Below are 19,139 nucleotides of genomic sequence, written 5' to 3' on the forward strand. Positions count from 1 at the left end.
GCACAATACAGCTTGAACCCTTTCATCCAATGTGTGTTTCATTACTTTCTCAGACATAATAAAAACTCCCTTTATAGTAGTAGAGATCTTTTATTATTTCTCTGTCTACTATAAAGGGAGCATATCATTTGACCCCGTGTCCCAGTTCGACTAAATAATCGGGTAATATTCTTCATATCGTGGATGATAATAATAGGGTGGTCTTGGGCAGATAAAGGGCATGGTAAATGTTTGTGGATTATCATTATATAGTAATTGCACTTTTTTATCGGAATGATTGATTAGTAATAACTTCACTTCAGGATTATAATAATTCAAGCAATATCATCCTTTCATTCTTCACTCTTTTATTCTATTCAATTCCCTTCCGGAGTGAGCCCGTACGAACAATAATTTGCACGTCACGGACGGTGACCATGCACTTTAGCGGGATGGAAAACATAACGTGGGACAAATGACTATTTTAATAAGGAGGTCACTATGTCTCAAGACAAGCAAAATAATAGCAATAAGCACGATTATCCCATGCGCCCCAATTACGGAAAAATAACGAAATACGAAGAAATCCCGATTACAGTTCCCGAACAGCGGCAGTTACGGCAACCCGGTGTAGAGAAACTAATGGTTCCAAGGCCAATTATCGAAAATCCAAATTATAAAGGCAGTGCTAAATTAAAAGAAAAAGTATCGCTTATCACAGGTGGTGATAGTGGAATGGGGGCAGCCGCCGCCATAGCTTTTGCCAAAGAAGGAGCAGATATTGCGATTGCCTATTTAGATGAACATGAGGATGCAAATCGGACAAAGAGGAGAATTGAAGAGCTTGGACAGCGTTGTTTATTACTGCCCGGTGACTTGAGGGAAAAGGAGCAGTGTATCGAAATTGTAGAAAAAACGATTCAAAAATGGGGACAGCTTGATATTTTATGTAACCATGTGGGAATTCAATTTCAACAATTGAGCTTGCTTGATATCTCCGATGAACAATTTGATGATACGTTTAAAGTAAACATTTATTCTCACTTTTTCACGACACGTGCAGCACTTCCTTACTTAAAGGCTGGAAGCTCCATCATTAATACATCTTCTGTTGTGGCATACGATGGGAATGATCAATTAATCGATTACACAGCGACGAAGGGAGCTAATATTGGGTTTACCCGAGCGCTTGCAAATAGTTTGATTGATCAGGGCATCCGGGTGAATGCCATTGCGCCAGGACGGATTTGGACGCCACTCATCCCAGCAAGCTTCTCGGCAGATGAGGTGACATTAGCGGGTAATCCGATGCAACGTCAAGGACAGCCATTTGAAGTTGCACCAACGTTTGTTTATCTTGCTTCGGATGATTCACGTTTTGTGACAGGGCAAACACTTCATGTGAATGGTGGGCAATGGATGTCATCGTAGAAAAAAGCTGCTGCATTAAACAAGAAGCCATTGAGGAGGAGGCTTCTTGTTTTTTAGAGCTTAGATTATAAGAAATAAAGGAAGACTAGGGGAACGGGCAGGAAAAATGCAACCGATACAAAAGATTGCGGCAACTCTAATCAAATCTTTTTTCAAAGTTACACCGCCCGATTCACGAAATTACAGTTAACACAATTTAAAATGCACTTCTATACAACGTTCGGCAAACTCCAGTACTTCTTCTGAAATCGGATATAGTCCAGTTTCTTCAGCAGGCAGTTTTCTTATCTCCCAAAACTTTTCCATCAGTTCGGTATCGCCTTGAAAGTTTTCATTTGTTAGCTCGATTAATTTCAAGGCAACATCCAACCCTTCGTCGGATTCAGGCTTCCTATCGTATTTAATACACCATTCGATTCTCTGTAACACAGCAATGTATTGTTGGGTTATTTCGTCATTATTGCTGAGGTTCGGTATGATTTCCTGCAAAAAATTTCTTTCATCTTCTTGAAAATAATCGATCCATTTTTTGCTGCTGTTATCTGAATTTCGAACAAGCCGGGAAACATGTTCCCATGAAAATGATTCCTCCAAATCAATCATATGAATCAATGAGGTTGTGTTGGAAATACTTGCTTGCAGCTTCGAGAGTTCTTCCTGTAAGTAATTGTAATGGGAGACAAGAATTTGTCTATAGGATAGTTCATCTAAAATGTCGCGAATATTATCCAGTGGAAGGGAAAGTGATTTTAAAATGATTATTTTTTCTAAAGTAAAAAGGTCATCCTCCGAATAATAGCGCTTCCCATTATCATCTTTAAAACTAGGGGTCAGCAGGTTGATCTGATCATAATAACGAAGCGTACGCACAGATATATTTCGTTGCTTGGATACTTCCCCAGTCGTCCAGCGTTTCATCAAATTCCTCCCATTCATGCTTGCAGGTTACGTAGCGTCATCTAATATAGTTGAATTATACCATAATCAGGAAGAGGGATGAGGATGCAATTACAGCAAATGAACTGGAAAAAGCATGACTATTGGGGTTGGAAAGAATTCGTATTATTAATGCTCGTTGAATTTGGATTGATACTTGGAGTGGTCAAACCTTTTATTCAACCAATCTATTCCAACCTGTTTGAGAATGACTTATATTCGGGTACTTTATCTGGCTTAACAATGGCTATCATATTAATATTAAGTGTTTATTTTATCGCACTCCGGCCAAGGAAACTTACCTGGAAAGAAGTTGGGATCGAACCATTTGCTGCGAAGGATTGGAAAATGATTCTTGTTTATTCGGCAGTCTTTATGGTTGGTGCTGTAGTCATTATGACTCTTACAAGTTTGATCGGAAATACATGGGAAAATGAGAAAACAGATGCGATGCAGCAAAACAGGAGTTTCTTCATGCTTGCCATTGCTTTTATTTCCGCGGCAATTATTTCACCAATCTATGAAGAGATCTTTTACCGTGGGTTTATTTATCGCTGGCTACGAACGCGCATCGGTTTGGTTGGAGCTATCTTGCTCAGCTCGATTATTTTTACCGTTGTCCATATTCCAACCTACAATGCGATGCCGGTAAACTTCTTGGCTGGAATTATCTTTGCTTATGCTTATGAACGATCGGGTTCAATTTGGCCTGCGGTGCTTATTCATGGGATAACGAATGGTGTAATGGTTTTATTGGCGAGTTTGTAAAATTTTTTAAAACATTAAAGTAAAAGTGAAACTTCATCTTCATAAAAATCGTAATATTTAGCAAGTAATTATCAGCATGAACAGAATAAAAAGGGAGCGCAGAAAATGGTTAAAAAACTTCCGATGGTATTATTTACGTTAATATTAGCTATCGCTGCAATTTTAATCGCAGCGAGACATCCAACAGGCCCTAATACTGTTTCATATGACGAACCTTTTGGTTTGTGGCTGTCTATTGGAATGGTCATTATTCTTTTTTTACCGGGACTGATTTTAGCTTTATTCAAAAACCGGACTGCCAATATGATATTAATCGTATTCCAAGCATTTGTAGCAATTGTATTTCTAGGGATGATGCCAATCGGATTTATTTTCCAGGGGAGTATTGGGGTAAGTGTTATTGCACTTCTAGGAACACTAGTCAGTATTGCAAGCATTGTAATAATAGCGAGAACTGGATTGAGGCGGGTAGGTTAAGTTACTGAGGCTTGTCAACGTCCTTTTTTGTAAGATGGACTGACTTTCTAACCACAGATGGGGAAAAAGCTGACCGGAACCGTGATCAAGAATTTATCGATGATATTTCGGCGACATCAGATATCGTTACATACTGGTAAAAAGGCTGGAAAATCTTGATACACTCCATGACTTAGACGAGTGGGTTTTAATAAAGCAGGTATCTATTCGGGGAGAAAACCATTTGGTTATGGAAGCAATTGAAAGACAGGTAGCACATTATGCATATCATGTTGGTCAAATTGTCTATATTGGTAAGCAATTGAAAGGTGTAAACTGGGAGAGTTTAAGTATTCCTAAAGGAAAATCAGAGGAATATTTGAAGGAAATGCTTAAAAAGGAAATTAATCTTTATATGTTGAAATTAAGTTTTTTACTTCTGTAACAGAATAATTTATGCTAGTTTATTCTTCTGGTAGGGTGGAATTCACCTATTGGATATTTAGCTGGATTTTGTCTGGTAGGGCATCTCCCACGAGACAGTTTCACGGATTTCTAGCTGATTTTGTCTGACAGAACTCTTCTATGAGACAGCTTCATAAATTCCTATCTGGATTTGTCTGATAGAACTCTTCTCTAAGACAGTTTCACGGATTTCTATCTGGATTTGTCTGATAGGACTCTTCTCTAAGACAGTTTCACGGATTTCTATCTGGATTTGTCTGATAGAACTCTTCTACGAGACAGTTTCACGGATTTCTATCTGGATTTGTCTGATAGAACTCTTCTCTAAGACAGTTTCACGGATTTCTATCTGGATTTGTCTGATAGAACTCTTCTCTAAGACAGTTTCACGGATTTCTATCTGGATTTGTCTGATAGAACTCTTCTACGAGACAGTTTCACGGATTTCTATCTGGATTTGTCTGATAGGACTCTCCCATGAGGCAGCTTCACAAACTCAGAGTTAATTGTGTCTCATAAAATGTCCGCCTGCGAAGTCATAATTGCTAGGACACCCTTTAATAAAATATTAAGTACAACTCACTATGAGTAGTGAATTTAATATAACTATTGGTTATCAGTTCGTATAACAACTATATATTGTATTTATCAGATATTGTTTAGTAAGATGAAACTAACGGTAGATATTGAAAATATATGGAGGAATTCACATGATTATTGGTCTGCATCACGTACAAATTACCATTCCAACGGGGATGGAAACGGAAGCGAAAAACTTTTACTGCAACGTGTTAGGGTTGTCTGAAATTGAGAAACCAGAAGCTTTGCAAGGACGCGGAGGATTTTGGCTAAAAGCAGGAGATAGAGAAATACATGTCGGAGTAGAAGAAGGATTTGATCGAACGAGAACAAAAGCACATGTAGCTTATCAAGTTCTCGATATCGATTATTGGAGAAATGTTATAAAACAAAATAATGTTGAAATTGTAGAAGCGATAGCTCTTCCTAATCATAAACGGTTTGAATTTAGAGATCCTTTTGGGAATAGGGTGGAGCTTACACAGGTAGTGCAGCACAAGGAAGAGTCGAATAGATAAAGAATTAAAATGAATCAATCTATTTAGTTGAGAACTGTTATCATTTAGTGTATATTAAGCAGTAACAATCTATCTAATGGAGCGAGGAGAATATGTCATGCAAATATATTGGACGAAAATAAATAAGATTGTTGAAGAAACGCCCGAGGTTAAAACGTATTTCGTCGACTGTCCGGAAGGCCTTACATGGGAGGAAGGTGCCCATATCCACTTGGCATTAGAAGGTTTTAATGCCGGAGATAAACCAAACCGCAGTTTAATCCGCCACATGTCCATCTCCACTTTACCACAGGAAAATTCAATCGGGATCACGACACGCATTAAAGAACAGTGCTCGGAGTTTAAAGAAAATTTAAGAGCGCTCAAAATCGGTGATGAAGTTGCGATATTCAAGATTCATTCGAATGTACCGCTTAAAAGGGAAGATAAAAATGTCTACCTGCTGTCATCGGGTGTCGGGCTGGCAACATTCAGACCGCTTGTGCTTGATTATTTCGAGCGTGCTGATAACGTCAATCAAATGCATTCCTTAAACATTGATTCATCAAGAGATTTCCTATTCCCTGATATTTTTGAATCTGTCGCTGATAAGAAGTTCACCTCACAGTTCGTTGATAATCGTAAAGACTACTATGAAGAAGTGAAAAATCTTGCTGCAGACAAGGACGGACTATTCTATGTTGTCGGTAGTGACGAATTTTTAAAGCAGAGCATTGAAGTTTTGCAAGAGCAAGGTGTTAAGCCAGAACAGATTATGCTCGATAAGCATAAACAACAACGTCCTGAGTTTTTGTCAGTTGATGTGTCCGTTTAAGGAATGAGCTATTCCCTATACTGGCGTTCTCGAAACGATTGGGAATTACACTCGAATTACAGACTAGGCTTTTAAATGATAACGTAACAAGGCTTGGAGGTCGAATCTCCAAGCCTTGTTTCCATTTCTGCTATTATAATTCTTTCGCAAACTCCAAGAAATAATCCAGTGCTTGCTGATTCCCAAGCGATCCTTTATTTACAACGCGTTCTGCCGACTGTCCCATCAGAATCTTCTTCACAGGCACTTCCAGCTTCTTGCCATTCAACGTTTTCGGCAAGTCTGGTGCAACGTAAATTCCTGTTGGAACATGACGCGGGGAGCAATAATCCCGAATCTGTTTCTTAATACTTGCCTTCAACTCCCTAGTAAGCTCGTATCCTTCTTTTAAAACGATAAATAATGGGGTGATGGAATCCCCAGAAGGTGACGGGATATCGACGATTAAGCTATCTTCAATTTCCGGAATCTTATCGACGGCACGATATATTTCACTTGTACCAATCCGGATGCCACCTCGATTGATTGTTGCATCCGAGCGCCCGTAGATGACGCAAGTCCCCCGGTTCGTCACTTTAATATAATCCCCGTGACTCCAAATTCCATCATACAAGTCAAAATAACTTTCATACAGACGTGTTCCAGCTGCATCGTCCCAGAAGAAAATAGGCATCGCTGGGAAAGGTTCGGTTAGTACAAGTTCACCGACTTCATCAATATGGGCAAGCCCAGCTTCATCGAAACTTTCCACTTTTGCTCCGAGACCACGGCATTGCAGCTCACCTGCATAGACTGGTAAAATAGGCGCTCCGATGACGAAGGCTGTACAAACATCGGTGCCGCCGCTGACGGAAGCAATCCAGAGATCTGCTTTCACATTATCATAGCACCATTTGAACCCTTCAGGTGGCAGAGGTGACCCGGTTGAGCTAATATTCTGCAGAGCACTTAAATCAAACTTCTCTTTCGGCTTAAGGTCTTCCTTCATGCATGCCGTGATATAGCTTGCACTTGTTCCAAAAAGGTTCATCTTCGTATCTTGGGCAAGCTTCCAAAGTGTATCCGTGGAAGGATATGCAGGGTTTCCGTCATAAAGGATGATCGTTGTTCCCGTAAGCAGACCCCCGACAAGGAAATTCCACATCATCCAGCCGGTTGTGGTGAACCAGAAGAAGCGATCATCTTCACCTAAGTCACAGTGGAAGGTAAGTGCTTTCAAATGTTCGATTAACATCCCGCCTTGACTATGTACGATTGGTTTGGGCGTTCCAGTCGTGCCGGATGAAAATAAAATCCAAAGTGGTTCATTGAATTCGACATGTTCAAATGTTAAGTTTTTTTCTTCTGTGTTTTCAGCAGCTTTTTCCCAGCTGATCGGGCTTTTCAACTTGCTGAAGTCAGCGTCGATTTTTAAATAAGGTATCGTGATGGTTGCTTCAAGGGAAGGGATTTCCGCTTGAATCGATTGGACAGTCTCCAGTCGGTCGAACTCTTTCCCGCCATAGCGGTAGCCGTCTACGGCGAACATAACTTTTGGTTGGATTTGTTTAAAGCGGTCAATGACGCTCTGCGTTCCGAAGTCAGGCGACGCGCTGGACCAGATTGCTCCTAAGCTTGCGGTTGCTAGGAAGGCAACAACGGTTTCATAGTTGTTGGCGCTGTAGCTGACAACCCGATCCCCTTTTTGCACACCGAGTTTCTTCAATGTTTGTTGAATGGCCAAAGTGTCCTCGTATAACTTCCCCCAGCTCACTTCTCTAAGTTCAGGTCGTACTTCAGATGTATAGATAATTGCTGTTTTCTCTGAATCTCTATTTCTGAAAACATGCTCCGTATAGTTGATGGTTGCTCCTTCAAACCATTTCGCACCTGGCATCTGCCGCGCAGAAAGGACGGATTGATAAGGGGTGCTTGATCCGATATCAAAGTATCCCCACATCGCCTCCCAGAATGCTTCCAGTTCGGTGACGGACCAGTCCCATAGTTTGTCATAGCTATCAAATGAAAGCTTGCGATGTTGCTGCAGCCAGACCATGAAGTGGTTCAGGTTGCTGTTTTCTTTTCTCTCTTGTGTTGGTTCCCATAATAATGTGCCCTCTTGAATGCGCTCCATCTGACGACCTCCTTATCGTTATGTGAATTACTACCATTATATGAAAGCGTTTGCTGTGTGTAAAGGAAACCTTCTCCTCATGTATGTATTGAAAAGGGAGTGATCGGGACATGGGCAAGTTGTTACGTGAGGAATCCATTTAAAATCGTGATGTTTTCCATCAGAAATCTTTTTCTCGTAGATTGCTGGGGTCGGATAAAATCACACTTACGGAAAGTCCAATGGAATGGGCCATGTCGGAATGCTCCTTATAAGGGTTAAAAACGTTGAAGAAATCTTTACAATCACTTGAACTCCTGATCAGCCAACTGTACAAATTCAAACCCTGCTGCTTGTAAAAGCGGAACTGCAGTCTGCACCCCCTCGGCCGTTCCGCTATTTGGCTGGTTCATATGCAATAACGCAATCGATCCTGTCTTCGCATCAAGTAAAGCACGCTCCACTTCTGCAGCAGAGTACGTTGCGCCGGCATCTCCTAAAATATCAAAATTCACGATTTCATATCCCAAGTCGTTGGCAAGTTCGACAGCGACCTCGTCATAATAGGCTGTACCGGAACGGAAGAGCTTCATGTCACGTCCGGTTAACTCCTTTATCGTATCATGATTACCCATGATTTCAGCAAAAACTTCCTCCGCTGAATTGGTTCCCAGAATCCCCCAAGCTTCGGCACCATCAACTGAAAGCGGAGCGTGGGTCGTTCCGTGGTTTTCGATTTGGAAAAGCGGATCGTTTGCGAGATTTAGGAAAATTTCCTGGTTATCAAAAATCCATCGTTCATTTACAAACAGTGTCGCGGGAATCCCTTCTTCACGTAGAAATGTAATCAACGCTTCGTCATAACCGTTTCCGAAGTCGCCACCACACGCATCAAACGTCAGAGCGATTTCTTTTTCACCTGTCACGAATCGCGTCTTCACTCCTGTGACGTTTTCTCCCCATTCGTTAGGCTCGCGCTCATACGCTGTTAAATCAATCTCTGACTCTAATTGTTCTTTAAATTTCACATTGCGCATGGTTTTGGCTACATGATCAGACTCTGAAACAAGCTCATTACAACTCACAAGAAAAATTACGCTTATAAGTAATAGGATATATCTCATTCCATTAACCTCGCATCTTTGTTATTTTGACAAAATTGAGGGAGTTCATTATATTTTATCTAAAGTATAAATCATAAATGGTAACGTCTACCAGTATAACAAGGAGAAGATGGAATGAAAAAGGTATACGGTTTTATAGTGGATGATGAAACGCGTTGTACGCACTATCAAACGAAAAAAGACATTATCGCCATCAAATTTAAGTGCTGCGATAAATACTATCCTTGCTATAAATGCCATGCGGAGGCGGAAGACCATAAGCCGATATTATGGGAGAAGGCGGAGTACGATGAAAAGGCGGTGCTCTGCGGTGTCTGTCGTAAGGAGCATACGATTGATGAATATTTGCAGACGGATCGTTGCTTAAAGTGCGACTCTTTCTTCAATGAAGCTTGTGAATACCATTATCATTTGTATTGGAAACGGGAGTAGAATAAGCGTTATTTGATTGGCAGGGTGCCTCTACTGGATCGTATCATTGTTTCCTCTCTTAATTTGTCCAATAGAGCACCTTCTGCAAAGTCATCATGATTAGGCAAGCAAGTGAAAATGTTTGATTCGAACTTATCAAATCATATCGGACGAAATAAAACGGATGATGAGAGCGAATAAGACAGCCCAGCAGCATAATCGAGTAAAGGTGAATACATACACTTTACGATTCGTGACGTATTTCCACTGGATAATTGCACGAAGTAATTCAGAAGCCCCGAGCATCGCAAATAAAAGATACCAAGGCAGGACAATAGGTCCCTCGGGCATTTGAGCATTTAAAATAATTAAACTAATAAATATGGATAAGATAAAAATAATTCTTATCGTCCAGTCTAATGTTTTGTGCAGGTTATTTACAAATTTGGACGAATAGTATTTTGCTTGTTTTTTCTCTATCTTAAAGAGCTTGCTGAGGATCATATCTGTTCCGGCCAGCGTGATTACAGTGATCGCTACTATAATAATTAATTTGAACCAAAACGTGGAATCCAAGCCATAGAAAGCATCATTCATTTAAAGACCTCCTTCTATATATGTTGATTTTAAGTTTTATACAGCTTGTTCTTTTTGCTGAGATTAACACAGGTGGCCTAAGCAGATTCGCACGCTATCGGAGATTAGCGCGCGATAAGCGTACAAGCTCGCACGTCACTTGGGAATTGCGCATCGTAACACTATAAACTTCGCACGTTGCCCGGGGATTACGCACCATAACAGTATAAACTCGCACGCCACTCAGGAATTGCGCACCATAACAGTATAAACTCGCACGCCCCCGAGAATAGCAGATGAACTAAACATGCGACTTCTTTAATGCAACTTATTTAGGTAATATCAAGTTAACACATTGAGTTTAATTTTGCTTTGTTTCCTAAATTCAGTTTACATTTCTTAATAAGGATTGTAAAATTTTTCTTTGTGTTCAAATAATACGAAATAAAGGAGGTTGCGCGATGGATGCGAAACATACCTATCCAGATTGGACTGAAGTAATGGAACTAGAGCCAGACGAATTTCCTTTAAGTAAAAAAAATCGACAACTAAAAATAATACGGAGTTTGTGTCTTGGGAAAAAGCGATTCAAGAACTAGACTTACCAAACGATACGAAGCTTTAACCAATAAAAAAACTCCTAAAGCCTTCCCCACACCAGCTTTAGGAGTTCATTTTAATCTTTTTTCGAAATAGCCTGTGTCATCTGATGCCAGATAGATCCCTTCGCTTCCTTGCCGCCTTTGATTCGCTCTAAGGCGAGCTGTACTTGCATCCGTACTTCAAACTCTGGATCATTGATTTTTGCCTCAAGGGCAGGAATCGCGCGCTCGTCCCCGACTTCATAGAGGAACATGGCACCTCTCCAGCGGACAATCTGACTTTTATCATCCAATGTTTTCATCATTTCCGGGATTGCTTCTGTAAAACCTAAATCAGATAGACAATCTCCTGCCGTTCGTCTTACGTTTACGGCTTTGTCTTTGAGTGCCTTGTACAGCGAAGGCAGTACTTCCGGTTCTTCAATCATGCCGAGATAAGCTGTTGCAAGTCTCCTGACAGATGCCTTTGCATCATCCAACGCTTTATCTAATAGCGGAAGATGTTTGAGGGATGGTTCGATAATTTTATCGAGTGCCGCATAACGCACTTTCCAATCGGGATCATCGAGCACCTCCAATTGCACATCATCATCCGAGTTTTTCTCAAGTTCCAAAGCATCGCGTTCTTCAATCGCAAGTTCGACAAGCTGATTGAGTTTTTCCTTGTCATGAGTAGCGATCAATTCCTCCACTACTTCCTTGCCAATTTCATCACTTTTTCCGTAACGCGGATCTTGTTCGACCCATTTACGTTCGAAAATGAAACTATCCGAGGCTGCAGTTGCTTTCATGATTGCTTCCTGGAATGCTTCTGGAAGGCCGAAGCGTTTTTCATCATCCCCGTCTTCGAGTTTTACCTGAATGGGAATGCCTCGGAAAAACTGAACGAACACGTTAATTTGCCCGAAGCTTTGTGTCGGCTCACTTGTTTCTTCCATATGTAAGTCCTCGGGGTTCTCCTCTGCTCCTAGCACTTCACGTACTTGCGGAAGGAGCTCTTCCCATGGAACTTTCGGGGTCCGAGCAAGTGCGATGAAATCAACGACACGGTAAATATTTTTAATTCCATCAATTTGAAAAAGCTCTTTCACATATTCCGGAGCATCTGTTAAGTCATCACTATTTTTATAATTATAACTTTCGTCAGCAGGCAGCTCTTCACTCACATTGATTTTCATGGAGTGGGGGCTTGGTGTCAGTTCAATTGATATAATTCTCACAGTAAAAACCTCCCTCAGACTTTCTCGTAACCCTTACCGGAACCAGTTTTTAATTTTTGAAAGCAGGGTTTCTTCTTTTTCCTCATCTTGCTTTTCTTCTTCTGGTTCCTCTTCTTTAATAAAGATTTCTTCTTTATTAATTGCGTAATCATACGTTAATACAGCACCGATGTCGGTGTCATTCTCTTCGTTTGTGATTGTGGTATAAGAGATGTTGTGTTTTGCAGCGAGTGCTTTTTCTTCTGTTAGAAAACGATGAGCAACATGGCCATTCATGATTAGCTTTGTACCGGGATGTTGCTGCATCGCTTCGTCCAGTTTTTGAAGACCGGAGTCACTCATGACCTGACCGATTGTAAGGGCGATGACAACCCGTTCGCGCAAGGTACCGAGAAAACGGATTCGCTCTCCCTCTTTCGGAAGACGGACACCGTGAATCCCTTCTGTTATATAGTCATTCACATTTCGTTTACTCATGGTTATTCATCCTTTAAGAGATGTTTTCTTACTTTTAATGTACGTGAAATATCGCTAAAAATCAACTAAAGGCGGTTATATGCATGCGTTCTTCATCATATTAAAAAATCAGGTCTCCACCTCGTGAAGACCTGATTATTGTTATTTATTTTTAATTCTTCGGATGGCAGCTCTATCCCTTGCTTGAGCTTCCCAGTCGTCCGCATCGGCAAATTCCTCAGAAAACTCGACATCCATGCCATCGCTATATTTTAACTGTTGCTTCGGCGTTTGGCTGGATACAGCATTTTTCTTTTTCTTGTGTTCATCTCGACCCATGATTAGCCTCCTCCATGTTTAATGGGGCATTTGCCCTTGGACTTTTCCAAAGCTATTGATATAAATATCCATGTCCTCTTGTTTCAGTTGAGGTACTTGGTAATATTTATTTTTGTTTTGGTATAGGAAAATTTCATATGCCATTTCAATTAGGTTCGGGATACTGTCAGCGAAAACACGGCGCAGAACAGGGTTTGTCGTTTCCAGTGCTGTCGTTGTAAAGTGGGACGCACAGCTTTTTAAATGTCCCATCATAAAACTCGAGTAACTGGAATCATTAATTTCATTCATCGATTGGGCAGGAGTCTTCGGCTGGCTTGCTTCCATGCCATAAATCGTATCATTCCCATATGGCATATTATACGTTTGCGTCTTGACAGCAGGCTCCTGACCAGTTTGCAGGGCATCGATAATCGTATTGTACATTTGGGTCAAATACGATTTCTGTCTGGAGAGAAGCTGCTTTAATTCCGGGTCTTGAATATGCTGCTCGTACATAACGGAATGCTCAAGCGCGCCAACTAAACCATCAATCGCTTCATGGGAATCAAACAATTCATGTCCCCCGTGGCTTATCTCGGCAGGCATTTCGGACGAATCTTTAAAATTTTGATTTTGTGGTTGTTGATTGAACAATTGGATGACCTCCTTCATATTATCGGTATTATTCTCCTCCGATTGAGGAATGTTATGCATGATAATTTTTGCCGTAAGCTTGGTGTTTGTTTTAGGCAGATGATTGGAATTTTGATATGATGGGGGTAGATGAAGAATAAGGGAGTGGATGTTTCGTGAAGGAGAAGCAACCGATTCAGCTGGACGAACGGATTTCATTAATTGATGGTTTTGATATGGACATACCGAGCAGAACGGGTACATATGTCATTCAGGAAGAGGAATTGACGCTTATCGAAGTGGGGCCGAGTCCGTCTGTAAAATATATAAAGCGGGGACTTGAAAACGTAAGAAGATCATTTGCAGAAGTGAAGTATATTATTGTCACCCATGTGCATCTGGATCATGCAGGTGGTGCAGGCTATTTACTTCAGCAATGTCCGAATGCGACGCTGATTGTTCATCCACGCGGCGCGAGACACTTAATTGACCCGACAAAACTTGCGGCGGGAGCGCGGGCCATTTATGGCGACAGTTTCTCGGATATTTATGATCCGATTGTTCCTGTTCCAGCGGACAGAGTAGTGGAGAAATCAGAAGGTGATACACTTAAAATTGGACCTGACTGCACATTGGAATTCTTGGATACACCAGGCCATGCGAAACATCATTTCAGCGTATTTGACCCAGTAAGTAATGGGATTTTTACAGGGGATACAGCAGGCGTCCGTTATGAGCTGTTGCTTCAAGAGGGGATCGAACTATATTTACCGACGACATCACCTAACCATTTTAATCCAAATGATATGCATGCTTCTCTTAACCGCTTTGCGAAAAAAAACGTTGACCGAATTTATTTCGGCCATTTCGGTATGACAGAAAATCCAAAGGAAGCGTTGAAACAAGTAGCGGAATGGCTGAATATTTACGTGGAAATCGCGGAAGAGGTTGTAGATGAGGGTGGCGATTATAATGAAATCGCTCGCAGGGTTTTAAAAAGGATAAAAGAGCATTTGAGAGGCTTAGGCATTCCAGATGATCATGAAGTGTACATTATCATCAACCTGGATGTACAGATAAGTGCGCTTGGGATGATTGATTATTTTCAGAAGATAAAGCAGTGAGGATAGATATGAAAATAGGGTGGATTGAGGCAAATTCTCAATCCACCCTATTTTCATGGTGGCTCCTAAATTAAAATTGGCCGAGGAGCTTCATGATGAATTAGCAAAGAATAACCTTTAAAGAAAAGGAGGTTATTCTTTATGCTTGGACTTATTATTGCAATCATCGCCTTTAACGGGATTGCCTTTATGAGAGTGAAGCGACTCGCTAAAAGTCACATCGTTCATATTTGTACTTTTACGATCCTTTTTCACGTATCAGTTGACCTCTTGTTGAGTGTGAAATATGGGGCTTATTGGTATTTCGACAGGGAAATTCAATGGTTGGATGTTCCTGCAGTTGCTTTATTATCCCCATCAGCCGCTCTTTTATTTTAAAACGGATATCCATCTCAAACCTCTCGATTAAAGCGTATGTTATATATTCTACTATGGTCCCTAATCATTACGGTTTATGAAGCTTTAACCTTGCTTCCTGAACCGTGGGGTTTTTTTCATCATGGGTGGTGGAAATTGAAGTATTCGGCTCTCGTTTACCGAGTATTATTCTGCTTTATATTGCTTTATTATAAATGGATCCGGCAAATAGAGGAGAAAGAGAATAACAAAAGGTTTGACCATTTCTCTAAGGAGTCACGAAAATGAACAATTATAATTATGATAATACAGCGAGACGCTATAAAGCTCATGTAAGTTTATGTGGCACTACGCAGCTCCATCTAAGAAAACCTTATATTATTGCCTGGTGGTCTGCTGCATTCCCGGGGTGTGGTCGTTTACTTTTATCCAAGTATTTGAGAGGATATTCGCTTTTTCTCTGGGAGATTATAGTGAACAATATGTCTCATTTGAATCTCGCCATCATGTACTCTTTTACAGGTACCTTTCACATGGCAGGGGAGGTTCTTAAGCGAAGAGTGCTTCTTTTATATTTGCCGGTCTACATTTTCGCTATCTGGGATAGTTACCGGGCAACGGTAGATCTAAACAAAATTTTCATATTAGCTGAACGTGAAAATGCCAATTTTAATTCTTATGCCATTGGCTCGTTGGAGAATAACAAATTGTATAAAAGCGAACAACGAAAGTTTCTTAAGCAAAAGTATCAACAATATCCAATTAAAATCCCGGCATCCCACGAGGTGAAGTAGATTGCAAATTTTTTCTGCTTTTGAGCATTCAACCTATCTTGAGCTCGTGATTACGGCTATAGAGGAATTGGGGATATAGTGAAAATATTCTTGCGGTACCACTTGAAAATCGGATGCAAGAAAGAAAATTATTCGATACACTTCACCGTGCAGATGGAATTAGTTTATTTGATAAGGCAGCCACAATTGGAACAAGTATTGGCTTTGTATTAGAGTGGGGACCGATTTTTTGAGGATTAATTGGTGGGGCAATCGGATTTACGTTTGGATTTGTGATTGACTACGTTCTTAATAAAGTTGTATATAAAAGAAAGAGGATTTCAAGGGGAAAGTATGCTGGGATGAATATTAGTGATTAACTGTCCGGATGAACTAGTTGAAAAAGTGGAGCAGCTATTGTGGGATCATCTTGCGTTAGGGGTGGCTAAGTTAAAAGGGTAATTTCTGCTGAAGAATCTTGCGAAATTTAAATGAATGGGATATCATCCATTGATTTATGCTATTATTTAGGAATAGAGTGCAACTAAGAAAGTAACTAGATTTTTATATAGAATTTGCAACATTGGGGGAGACGTATGAATAGAGGTACGAGAATATTTATTTATAGGAAGTTAACTACGACCTTTGTTACGACGGCATTTCTTTCCACTTTTTTCGCTCTTTTCACTTTTAATATTGGCTTTGAAGCGGAATATAATCAAGGAAATCAGTTCCTCGGCTGGTTGTATGTTTATATGTTGTACATCGGATTAATCATCCTTTTATACGGAAATATGGTATCCATGGCGATTGAATATTTGCAGGGGAAATGGTTTCAACAACATGATTGGTTGTATGTAACGCTTCACGGATTATTTGGATTGGCGAATGGTATCCTGTTTCAAAGTTTACTAGCTGCAGTGTACGGGATGGCAGCTGCTTTTTCTTATGGGATAATTGATAAATGGTTGCACGCAAGAAGTAAAGAGGCAAAAAAGATGAAAGTCGTCTTCTTTATACCAGTCGCTGCCATTGTTCTTTGCTGGGGTTATTTACAAATCATCTCACCGCCCATGCCGCCATTTACAGCGGAGGATGCCATTCTTGAAGCAACTTCTGGTGAAGATTCGATTACGGAAGGCTTCCCTAGGTATGTTGGACAGCGGGAAGAAAAGATTGAGGATTATCGCGTCATAAAAGAAACAAATGTAGAAAAAGTTGGCAAAGAAACGTATCTTGTTACCTTTACGGAGGCGTGGAAGAAAGGTGATGAGAAAGATGTGGGGGAATTCGCTTATAAAGTGGACCGAAACAGTATAACTGCCCATAGTTTGCAAGGTGCTTATAAGTAGGGTTTGTTAGAAGATTGACCTAACCTCATTCGATGTATGTTTTGACAAAAATACTTGCAGAGCTCTAAGATAGATTTATAGTTATAGCCCAATGTATAAGCTTGAGAATATGGCTCAAGCGTTTCTACCAAGTGACCTTAAATCACTGGACTACATGATACAGAAGTTGCCAGGTGTATTCGTATAAAAAAATATGCCTCCTTCTTTACTCATGTGCGGATAGTCTGGAATTGGTTTCCAGACTTTTTTATTTTTAAAGGAGGCTCATCAATGTATAAACAACATCATGAAATTCATACGGAATTAGCAGAAGTGGCTTTAGGTAAAAGGAAGGCAGAAGTTGTTATCGAAAAAGGGACATTGGTTAATGTTTTAACGAGTGAATTATTGGAGAATCAGAGTATTGCCATATCGAATGGAAGAGTCGCTTATGTTGGAGACGATGTAACACATACGATTGGACCGGATACAAGAATCATTCAGGCAGAAGGAAGATATATTGCACCGGGTTTAATGGATGCCCACATGCATGTGGAAAGTACGATGTTATCTGTGACAGAATTCGCAAAAGCGGCTATGGCAAAAGGAACGACAAGCATCTTCATGGATCCGCATGAAATTGCGAATGTATTCGGTGCAGAAGGGGTTCGCCTGATGCATGAAGAGGGTCAGCAATTACCGCTGAAAGTGTTCACTACTTTTCCATCTTGTGTACCTGCTACTGATCACTTGGAAGATGCTGGTGCGAAGCTGGATGTTGCAGATATTAAAGAAGGCCTGACATGGGACAATGTAGTAGGCCTTGGCGAAGTGATGAATTTTCCAGGTGTCATTCAAGGTGATGCGAAAATGATTGGTGAAATTAAAGAAACGATGAAAGCGAACAAGACCGTAACGGGACATTTCCCTGATGGAAGTGATGAAATGCTGCAAGCTTATATTGCTTCCGGTGTCACGTCTGACCATGAAACCGTAACTCGTGAAGAGGGGCTTAAAAAAGCTCGCCTTGGAATGCATGTGATGATTCGGGAAGGTTCTGCTTGGCATGACGTGAAAGAAGTCATCAAAATTGTTACGGAAGATAAGGTAAGTACAGAAAATATCATGCTCGTGACAGATGATGTTTATCCCCAGACCCTTGTGGAACAAGGCCATTTAAACCATGTTGTCCGCCGTGCGATTGAAGAGGGAGTGGCCCCGGTAACAGCTATCCAAATGGCCACGATTAATGTCGCACGTTATTATAGGAAGGACCATGACCTTGGCAGTATCGCACCTGGGAAATGTGCGGATATCATGCTGCTTGATGATTTGCATACGGTCGAACCAACCCTCGTTATGACGGACGGCCAAGTAATCGTAGAAAATAAACAGATTGTCGGTGCATTTCCTGCATATCTATACCCGGCACATATAAAAAACTCCGTACAAGTCGGGAGAAAGTTTAAACCGGAAGATTTTCTATTGAAATCAAAAAGAGATAATAGCTCTACCCGGATCAATGTCATTAAAGTGATCGAAAACAGCGCACGAACGGAAAAGCTGGAAGCAGATGTTCCAGTAGTTGATGGGATTATTCAACCGGATGTTGAACAGGATATTCTTCGGATCGCATGTATCGATCGTCATCATGGTTCCGGACAACTATCACTCGGCTTTACACAGGGCTTTCAAATTAAAAAAGGTGCAGTAGCCTCCACAGTTGCCCATGATAGCCATAATTTGTTAGTGATGGGTGAAAATGTAGGGGATATGGTAGTAGCGGCTAATTTATTGGCAGAGTCGGGCGGGGGAATGATTGTTGTACAGGACGCTGAAGTTCTCGCCCATGTCAGAATGCCAATTGCGGGGCTGATGTCAGACCAGACTTTGGAAACGGTCATTCGCGAAGTAACGGAGCTTGAACAAGCGTGGAAACAAATCGGTTCATTGATCCATGCTCCATTTATGACGTTTTCGCTCATTGCCCTACCGGTTATCCCTGAAATTCGGATAACGAACCGGGGAATTGCCGATATAACGAATTTTGAATTGATTGAAACGGAAATAGAACCTAATTAAAGGCTGCAATCTTGGAATATTTAATAAAAAGCCACTTTGACTTATATATAAGTTGAATTAAATATTTTACCACCTATTTATCTTGTCATTA

The 19,139-nt window shown here is 40.8% G+C and carries 23 protein-coding genes and 1 riboswitch; of the genes, 14 read left to right on the forward strand and 9 right to left on the reverse strand.

From position 1 onward, the window contains the following. Positions 1-150 precede the first annotated feature (150 nt). Complete coding sequence (locus tag LZD48_RS16975; protein WP_235763897.1) at positions 151-318, reverse strand: hypothetical protein; 168 nt, start codon at positions 316-318, stop codon at positions 151-153. A 162-nt stretch (positions 319-480) separates the two neighbouring features. Here LZD48_RS16975 and LZD48_RS16980 point away from each other — a divergent pair, with 162 nt between their 5' ends. Next, positions 481-1,410, forward strand: coding sequence for an SDR family oxidoreductase (locus tag LZD48_RS16980; protein ID WP_235763898.1), 930 nt, complete (start codon positions 481-483; stop codon positions 1,408-1,410). A 186-nt stretch (positions 1,411-1,596) separates the two neighbouring features. Here the strand turns inward: LZD48_RS16980 and LZD48_RS16985 are convergent, their stop codons facing one another. Then, the gene (locus LZD48_RS16985) at positions 1,597-2,328 is read right to left on the reverse strand and encodes a MerR family transcriptional regulator (RefSeq protein ID WP_235763899.1); all 732 of its coding nucleotides are present in this window, start codon (positions 2,326-2,328) and stop codon (positions 1,597-1,599) included. 84 nt (positions 2,329-2,412) lie between these two features. Between LZD48_RS16985 and LZD48_RS16990 the strand changes: the two genes are divergently transcribed. From LZD48_RS16990 to LZD48_RS17010, 6 genes are all read left to right on the forward strand, one after another. Then, positions 2,413-3,114, forward strand: coding sequence for a CPBP family intramembrane glutamic endopeptidase (locus LZD48_RS16990; RefSeq protein WP_235763900.1), 702 nt, complete (start codon positions 2,413-2,415; stop codon positions 3,112-3,114). A 105-nt stretch (positions 3,115-3,219) separates the two neighbouring features. Next, on the forward strand, positions 3,220-3,591 hold the full coding sequence (locus LZD48_RS16995; RefSeq protein ID WP_235763901.1) for a YdeH family membrane protein: 372 nt from the start codon (positions 3,220-3,222) through the stop codon (positions 3,589-3,591). Positions 3,592-3,602: 11 nt separating this feature from the next. Next, a complete protein-coding gene (locus tag LZD48_RS18945) occupies positions 3,603-3,731 on the forward strand; it encodes a DUF1572 family protein (protein ID WP_310739856.1) in 129 nt (42 codons plus the stop codon). A gap of 65 nt (positions 3,732-3,796) precedes the next feature. Next, entirely contained in the window at positions 3,797-4,015 is a 219-nt protein-coding gene (locus tag LZD48_RS18950; RefSeq protein WP_310739859.1) for a DUF1572 family protein, read from the forward strand. Between the two features lie 730 nt (positions 4,016-4,745). Next, complete coding sequence (locus tag LZD48_RS17005; RefSeq protein ID WP_235763902.1) at positions 4,746-5,132, forward strand: VOC family protein; 387 nt, start codon at positions 4,746-4,748, stop codon at positions 5,130-5,132. 97 nt (positions 5,133-5,229) lie between these two features. Continuing rightward, entirely contained in the window at positions 5,230-5,946 is a 717-nt protein-coding gene (locus tag LZD48_RS17010) for a dihydropteridine reductase (protein ID WP_235763903.1), read from the forward strand. 133 nt (positions 5,947-6,079) lie between these two features. Here LZD48_RS17010 and LZD48_RS17015 read toward each other — a convergent pair whose 3' ends face one another. Further along, the gene (locus LZD48_RS17015) at positions 6,080-8,059 is read right to left on the reverse strand and encodes an acetoacetate--CoA ligase (RefSeq protein WP_235763904.1); all 1,980 of its coding nucleotides are present in this window, start codon (positions 8,057-8,059) and stop codon (positions 6,080-6,082) included. Positions 8,060-8,343: 284 nt separating this feature from the next. Continuing rightward, complete coding sequence (locus LZD48_RS17020) at positions 8,344-9,075, reverse strand: polysaccharide deacetylase family protein (protein WP_235763905.1); 732 nt, start codon at positions 9,073-9,075, stop codon at positions 8,344-8,346. Between the two features lie 201 nt (positions 9,076-9,276). Between LZD48_RS17020 and LZD48_RS17025 the strand changes: the two genes are divergently transcribed. Further along, positions 9,277-9,594 carry a CHY zinc finger protein gene (locus tag LZD48_RS17025; protein WP_235763906.1) on the forward strand — a complete coding sequence of 106 codons (318 nt, stop codon included), beginning with the start codon at positions 9,277-9,279 and terminating at the stop codon, positions 9,592-9,594. A 135-nt stretch (positions 9,595-9,729) separates the two neighbouring features. On the opposite strand, the gene LZD48_RS17030 is transcribed toward LZD48_RS17025, so the two are convergent. Continuing rightward, positions 9,730-10,170 (reverse strand): DUF4181 domain-containing protein, encoded by a 441-nt coding sequence (locus LZD48_RS17030; RefSeq protein ID WP_235763907.1) that lies wholly within the window; start codon positions 10,168-10,170, stop codon positions 9,730-9,732. Positions 10,171-10,610: 440 nt separating this feature from the next. Here LZD48_RS17030 and LZD48_RS17035 point away from each other — a divergent pair, with 440 nt between their 5' ends. Further along, a complete protein-coding gene (locus tag LZD48_RS17035) occupies positions 10,611-10,748 on the forward strand; it encodes a hypothetical protein (RefSeq protein WP_235763908.1) in 138 nt (45 codons plus the stop codon). A 77-nt stretch (positions 10,749-10,825) separates the two neighbouring features. Here LZD48_RS17035 and LZD48_RS17040 read toward each other — a convergent pair whose 3' ends face one another. From LZD48_RS17040 to LZD48_RS17055, 4 genes are all read right to left on the reverse strand, one after another. Beyond that, positions 10,826-11,971, reverse strand: a complete 1,146-nt coding sequence (locus tag LZD48_RS17040; protein WP_235763909.1) for a conserved virulence factor C family protein — start codon at positions 11,969-11,971, stop codon at positions 10,826-10,828. A gap of 33 nt (positions 11,972-12,004) precedes the next feature. Continuing rightward, the gene (locus LZD48_RS17045; protein WP_235763910.1) at positions 12,005-12,448 is read right to left on the reverse strand and encodes a YueI family protein; all 444 of its coding nucleotides are present in this window, start codon (positions 12,446-12,448) and stop codon (positions 12,005-12,007) included. A 141-nt stretch (positions 12,449-12,589) separates the two neighbouring features. Continuing rightward, positions 12,590-12,766: a YfhD family protein gene (locus LZD48_RS17050; protein WP_235763911.1), complete on the reverse strand. Its 177-nt coding sequence runs from the start codon at positions 12,764-12,766 to the stop codon at positions 12,590-12,592. Positions 12,767-12,784: 18 nt separating this feature from the next. After that, positions 12,785-13,402 carry a spore coat protein gene (locus tag LZD48_RS17055; RefSeq protein ID WP_235763912.1) on the reverse strand — a complete coding sequence of 206 codons (618 nt, stop codon included), beginning with the start codon at positions 13,400-13,402 and terminating at the stop codon, positions 12,785-12,787. 155 nt (positions 13,403-13,557) lie between these two features. Between LZD48_RS17055 and LZD48_RS17060 the strand changes: the two genes are divergently transcribed. The 5 genes from LZD48_RS17060 to ade all read left to right on the forward strand — a co-directional run bounded on the left by LZD48_RS17060 (position 13,558) and on the right by ade (position 19,048). Beyond that, positions 13,558-14,505 carry an MBL fold metallo-hydrolase gene (locus LZD48_RS17060; RefSeq protein WP_235763913.1) on the forward strand — a complete coding sequence of 316 codons (948 nt, stop codon included), beginning with the start codon at positions 13,558-13,560 and terminating at the stop codon, positions 14,503-14,505. 141 nt (positions 14,506-14,646) lie between these two features. After that, positions 14,647-14,883 carry a hypothetical protein gene (locus LZD48_RS17065; RefSeq protein ID WP_235763914.1) on the forward strand — a complete coding sequence of 79 codons (237 nt, stop codon included), beginning with the start codon at positions 14,647-14,649 and terminating at the stop codon, positions 14,881-14,883. 263 nt (positions 14,884-15,146) lie between these two features. After that, positions 15,147-15,656 carry a hypothetical protein gene (locus LZD48_RS17070; RefSeq protein WP_310739857.1) on the forward strand — a complete coding sequence of 170 codons (510 nt, stop codon included), beginning with the start codon at positions 15,147-15,149 and terminating at the stop codon, positions 15,654-15,656. Positions 15,657-16,231: 575 nt separating this feature from the next. Then, positions 16,232-16,987 (forward strand): hypothetical protein, encoded by a 756-nt coding sequence (locus tag LZD48_RS17080; RefSeq protein WP_235763915.1) that lies wholly within the window; start codon positions 16,232-16,234, stop codon positions 16,985-16,987. A 71-nt stretch (positions 16,988-17,058) separates the two neighbouring features. Beyond that, a riboswitch (purine riboswitch) is annotated at positions 17,059-17,160 on the forward strand. Positions 17,161-17,257: 97 nt separating this feature from the next. Then, positions 17,258-19,048 carry an adenine deaminase gene (gene ade, locus LZD48_RS17085; RefSeq protein WP_235763916.1) on the forward strand — a complete coding sequence of 597 codons (1,791 nt, stop codon included), beginning with the start codon at positions 17,258-17,260 and terminating at the stop codon, positions 19,046-19,048. The last annotated feature ends 91 nt before the right edge of the window (positions 19,049-19,139 follow it).

Origin of the sequence: Oceanobacillus alkalisoli (assembly GCF_021556485.1) — a bacterium.
Classification (GTDB): domain Bacteria; phylum Bacillota; class Bacilli; order Bacillales; family Amphibacillaceae; genus Oceanobacillus; species Oceanobacillus alkalisoli.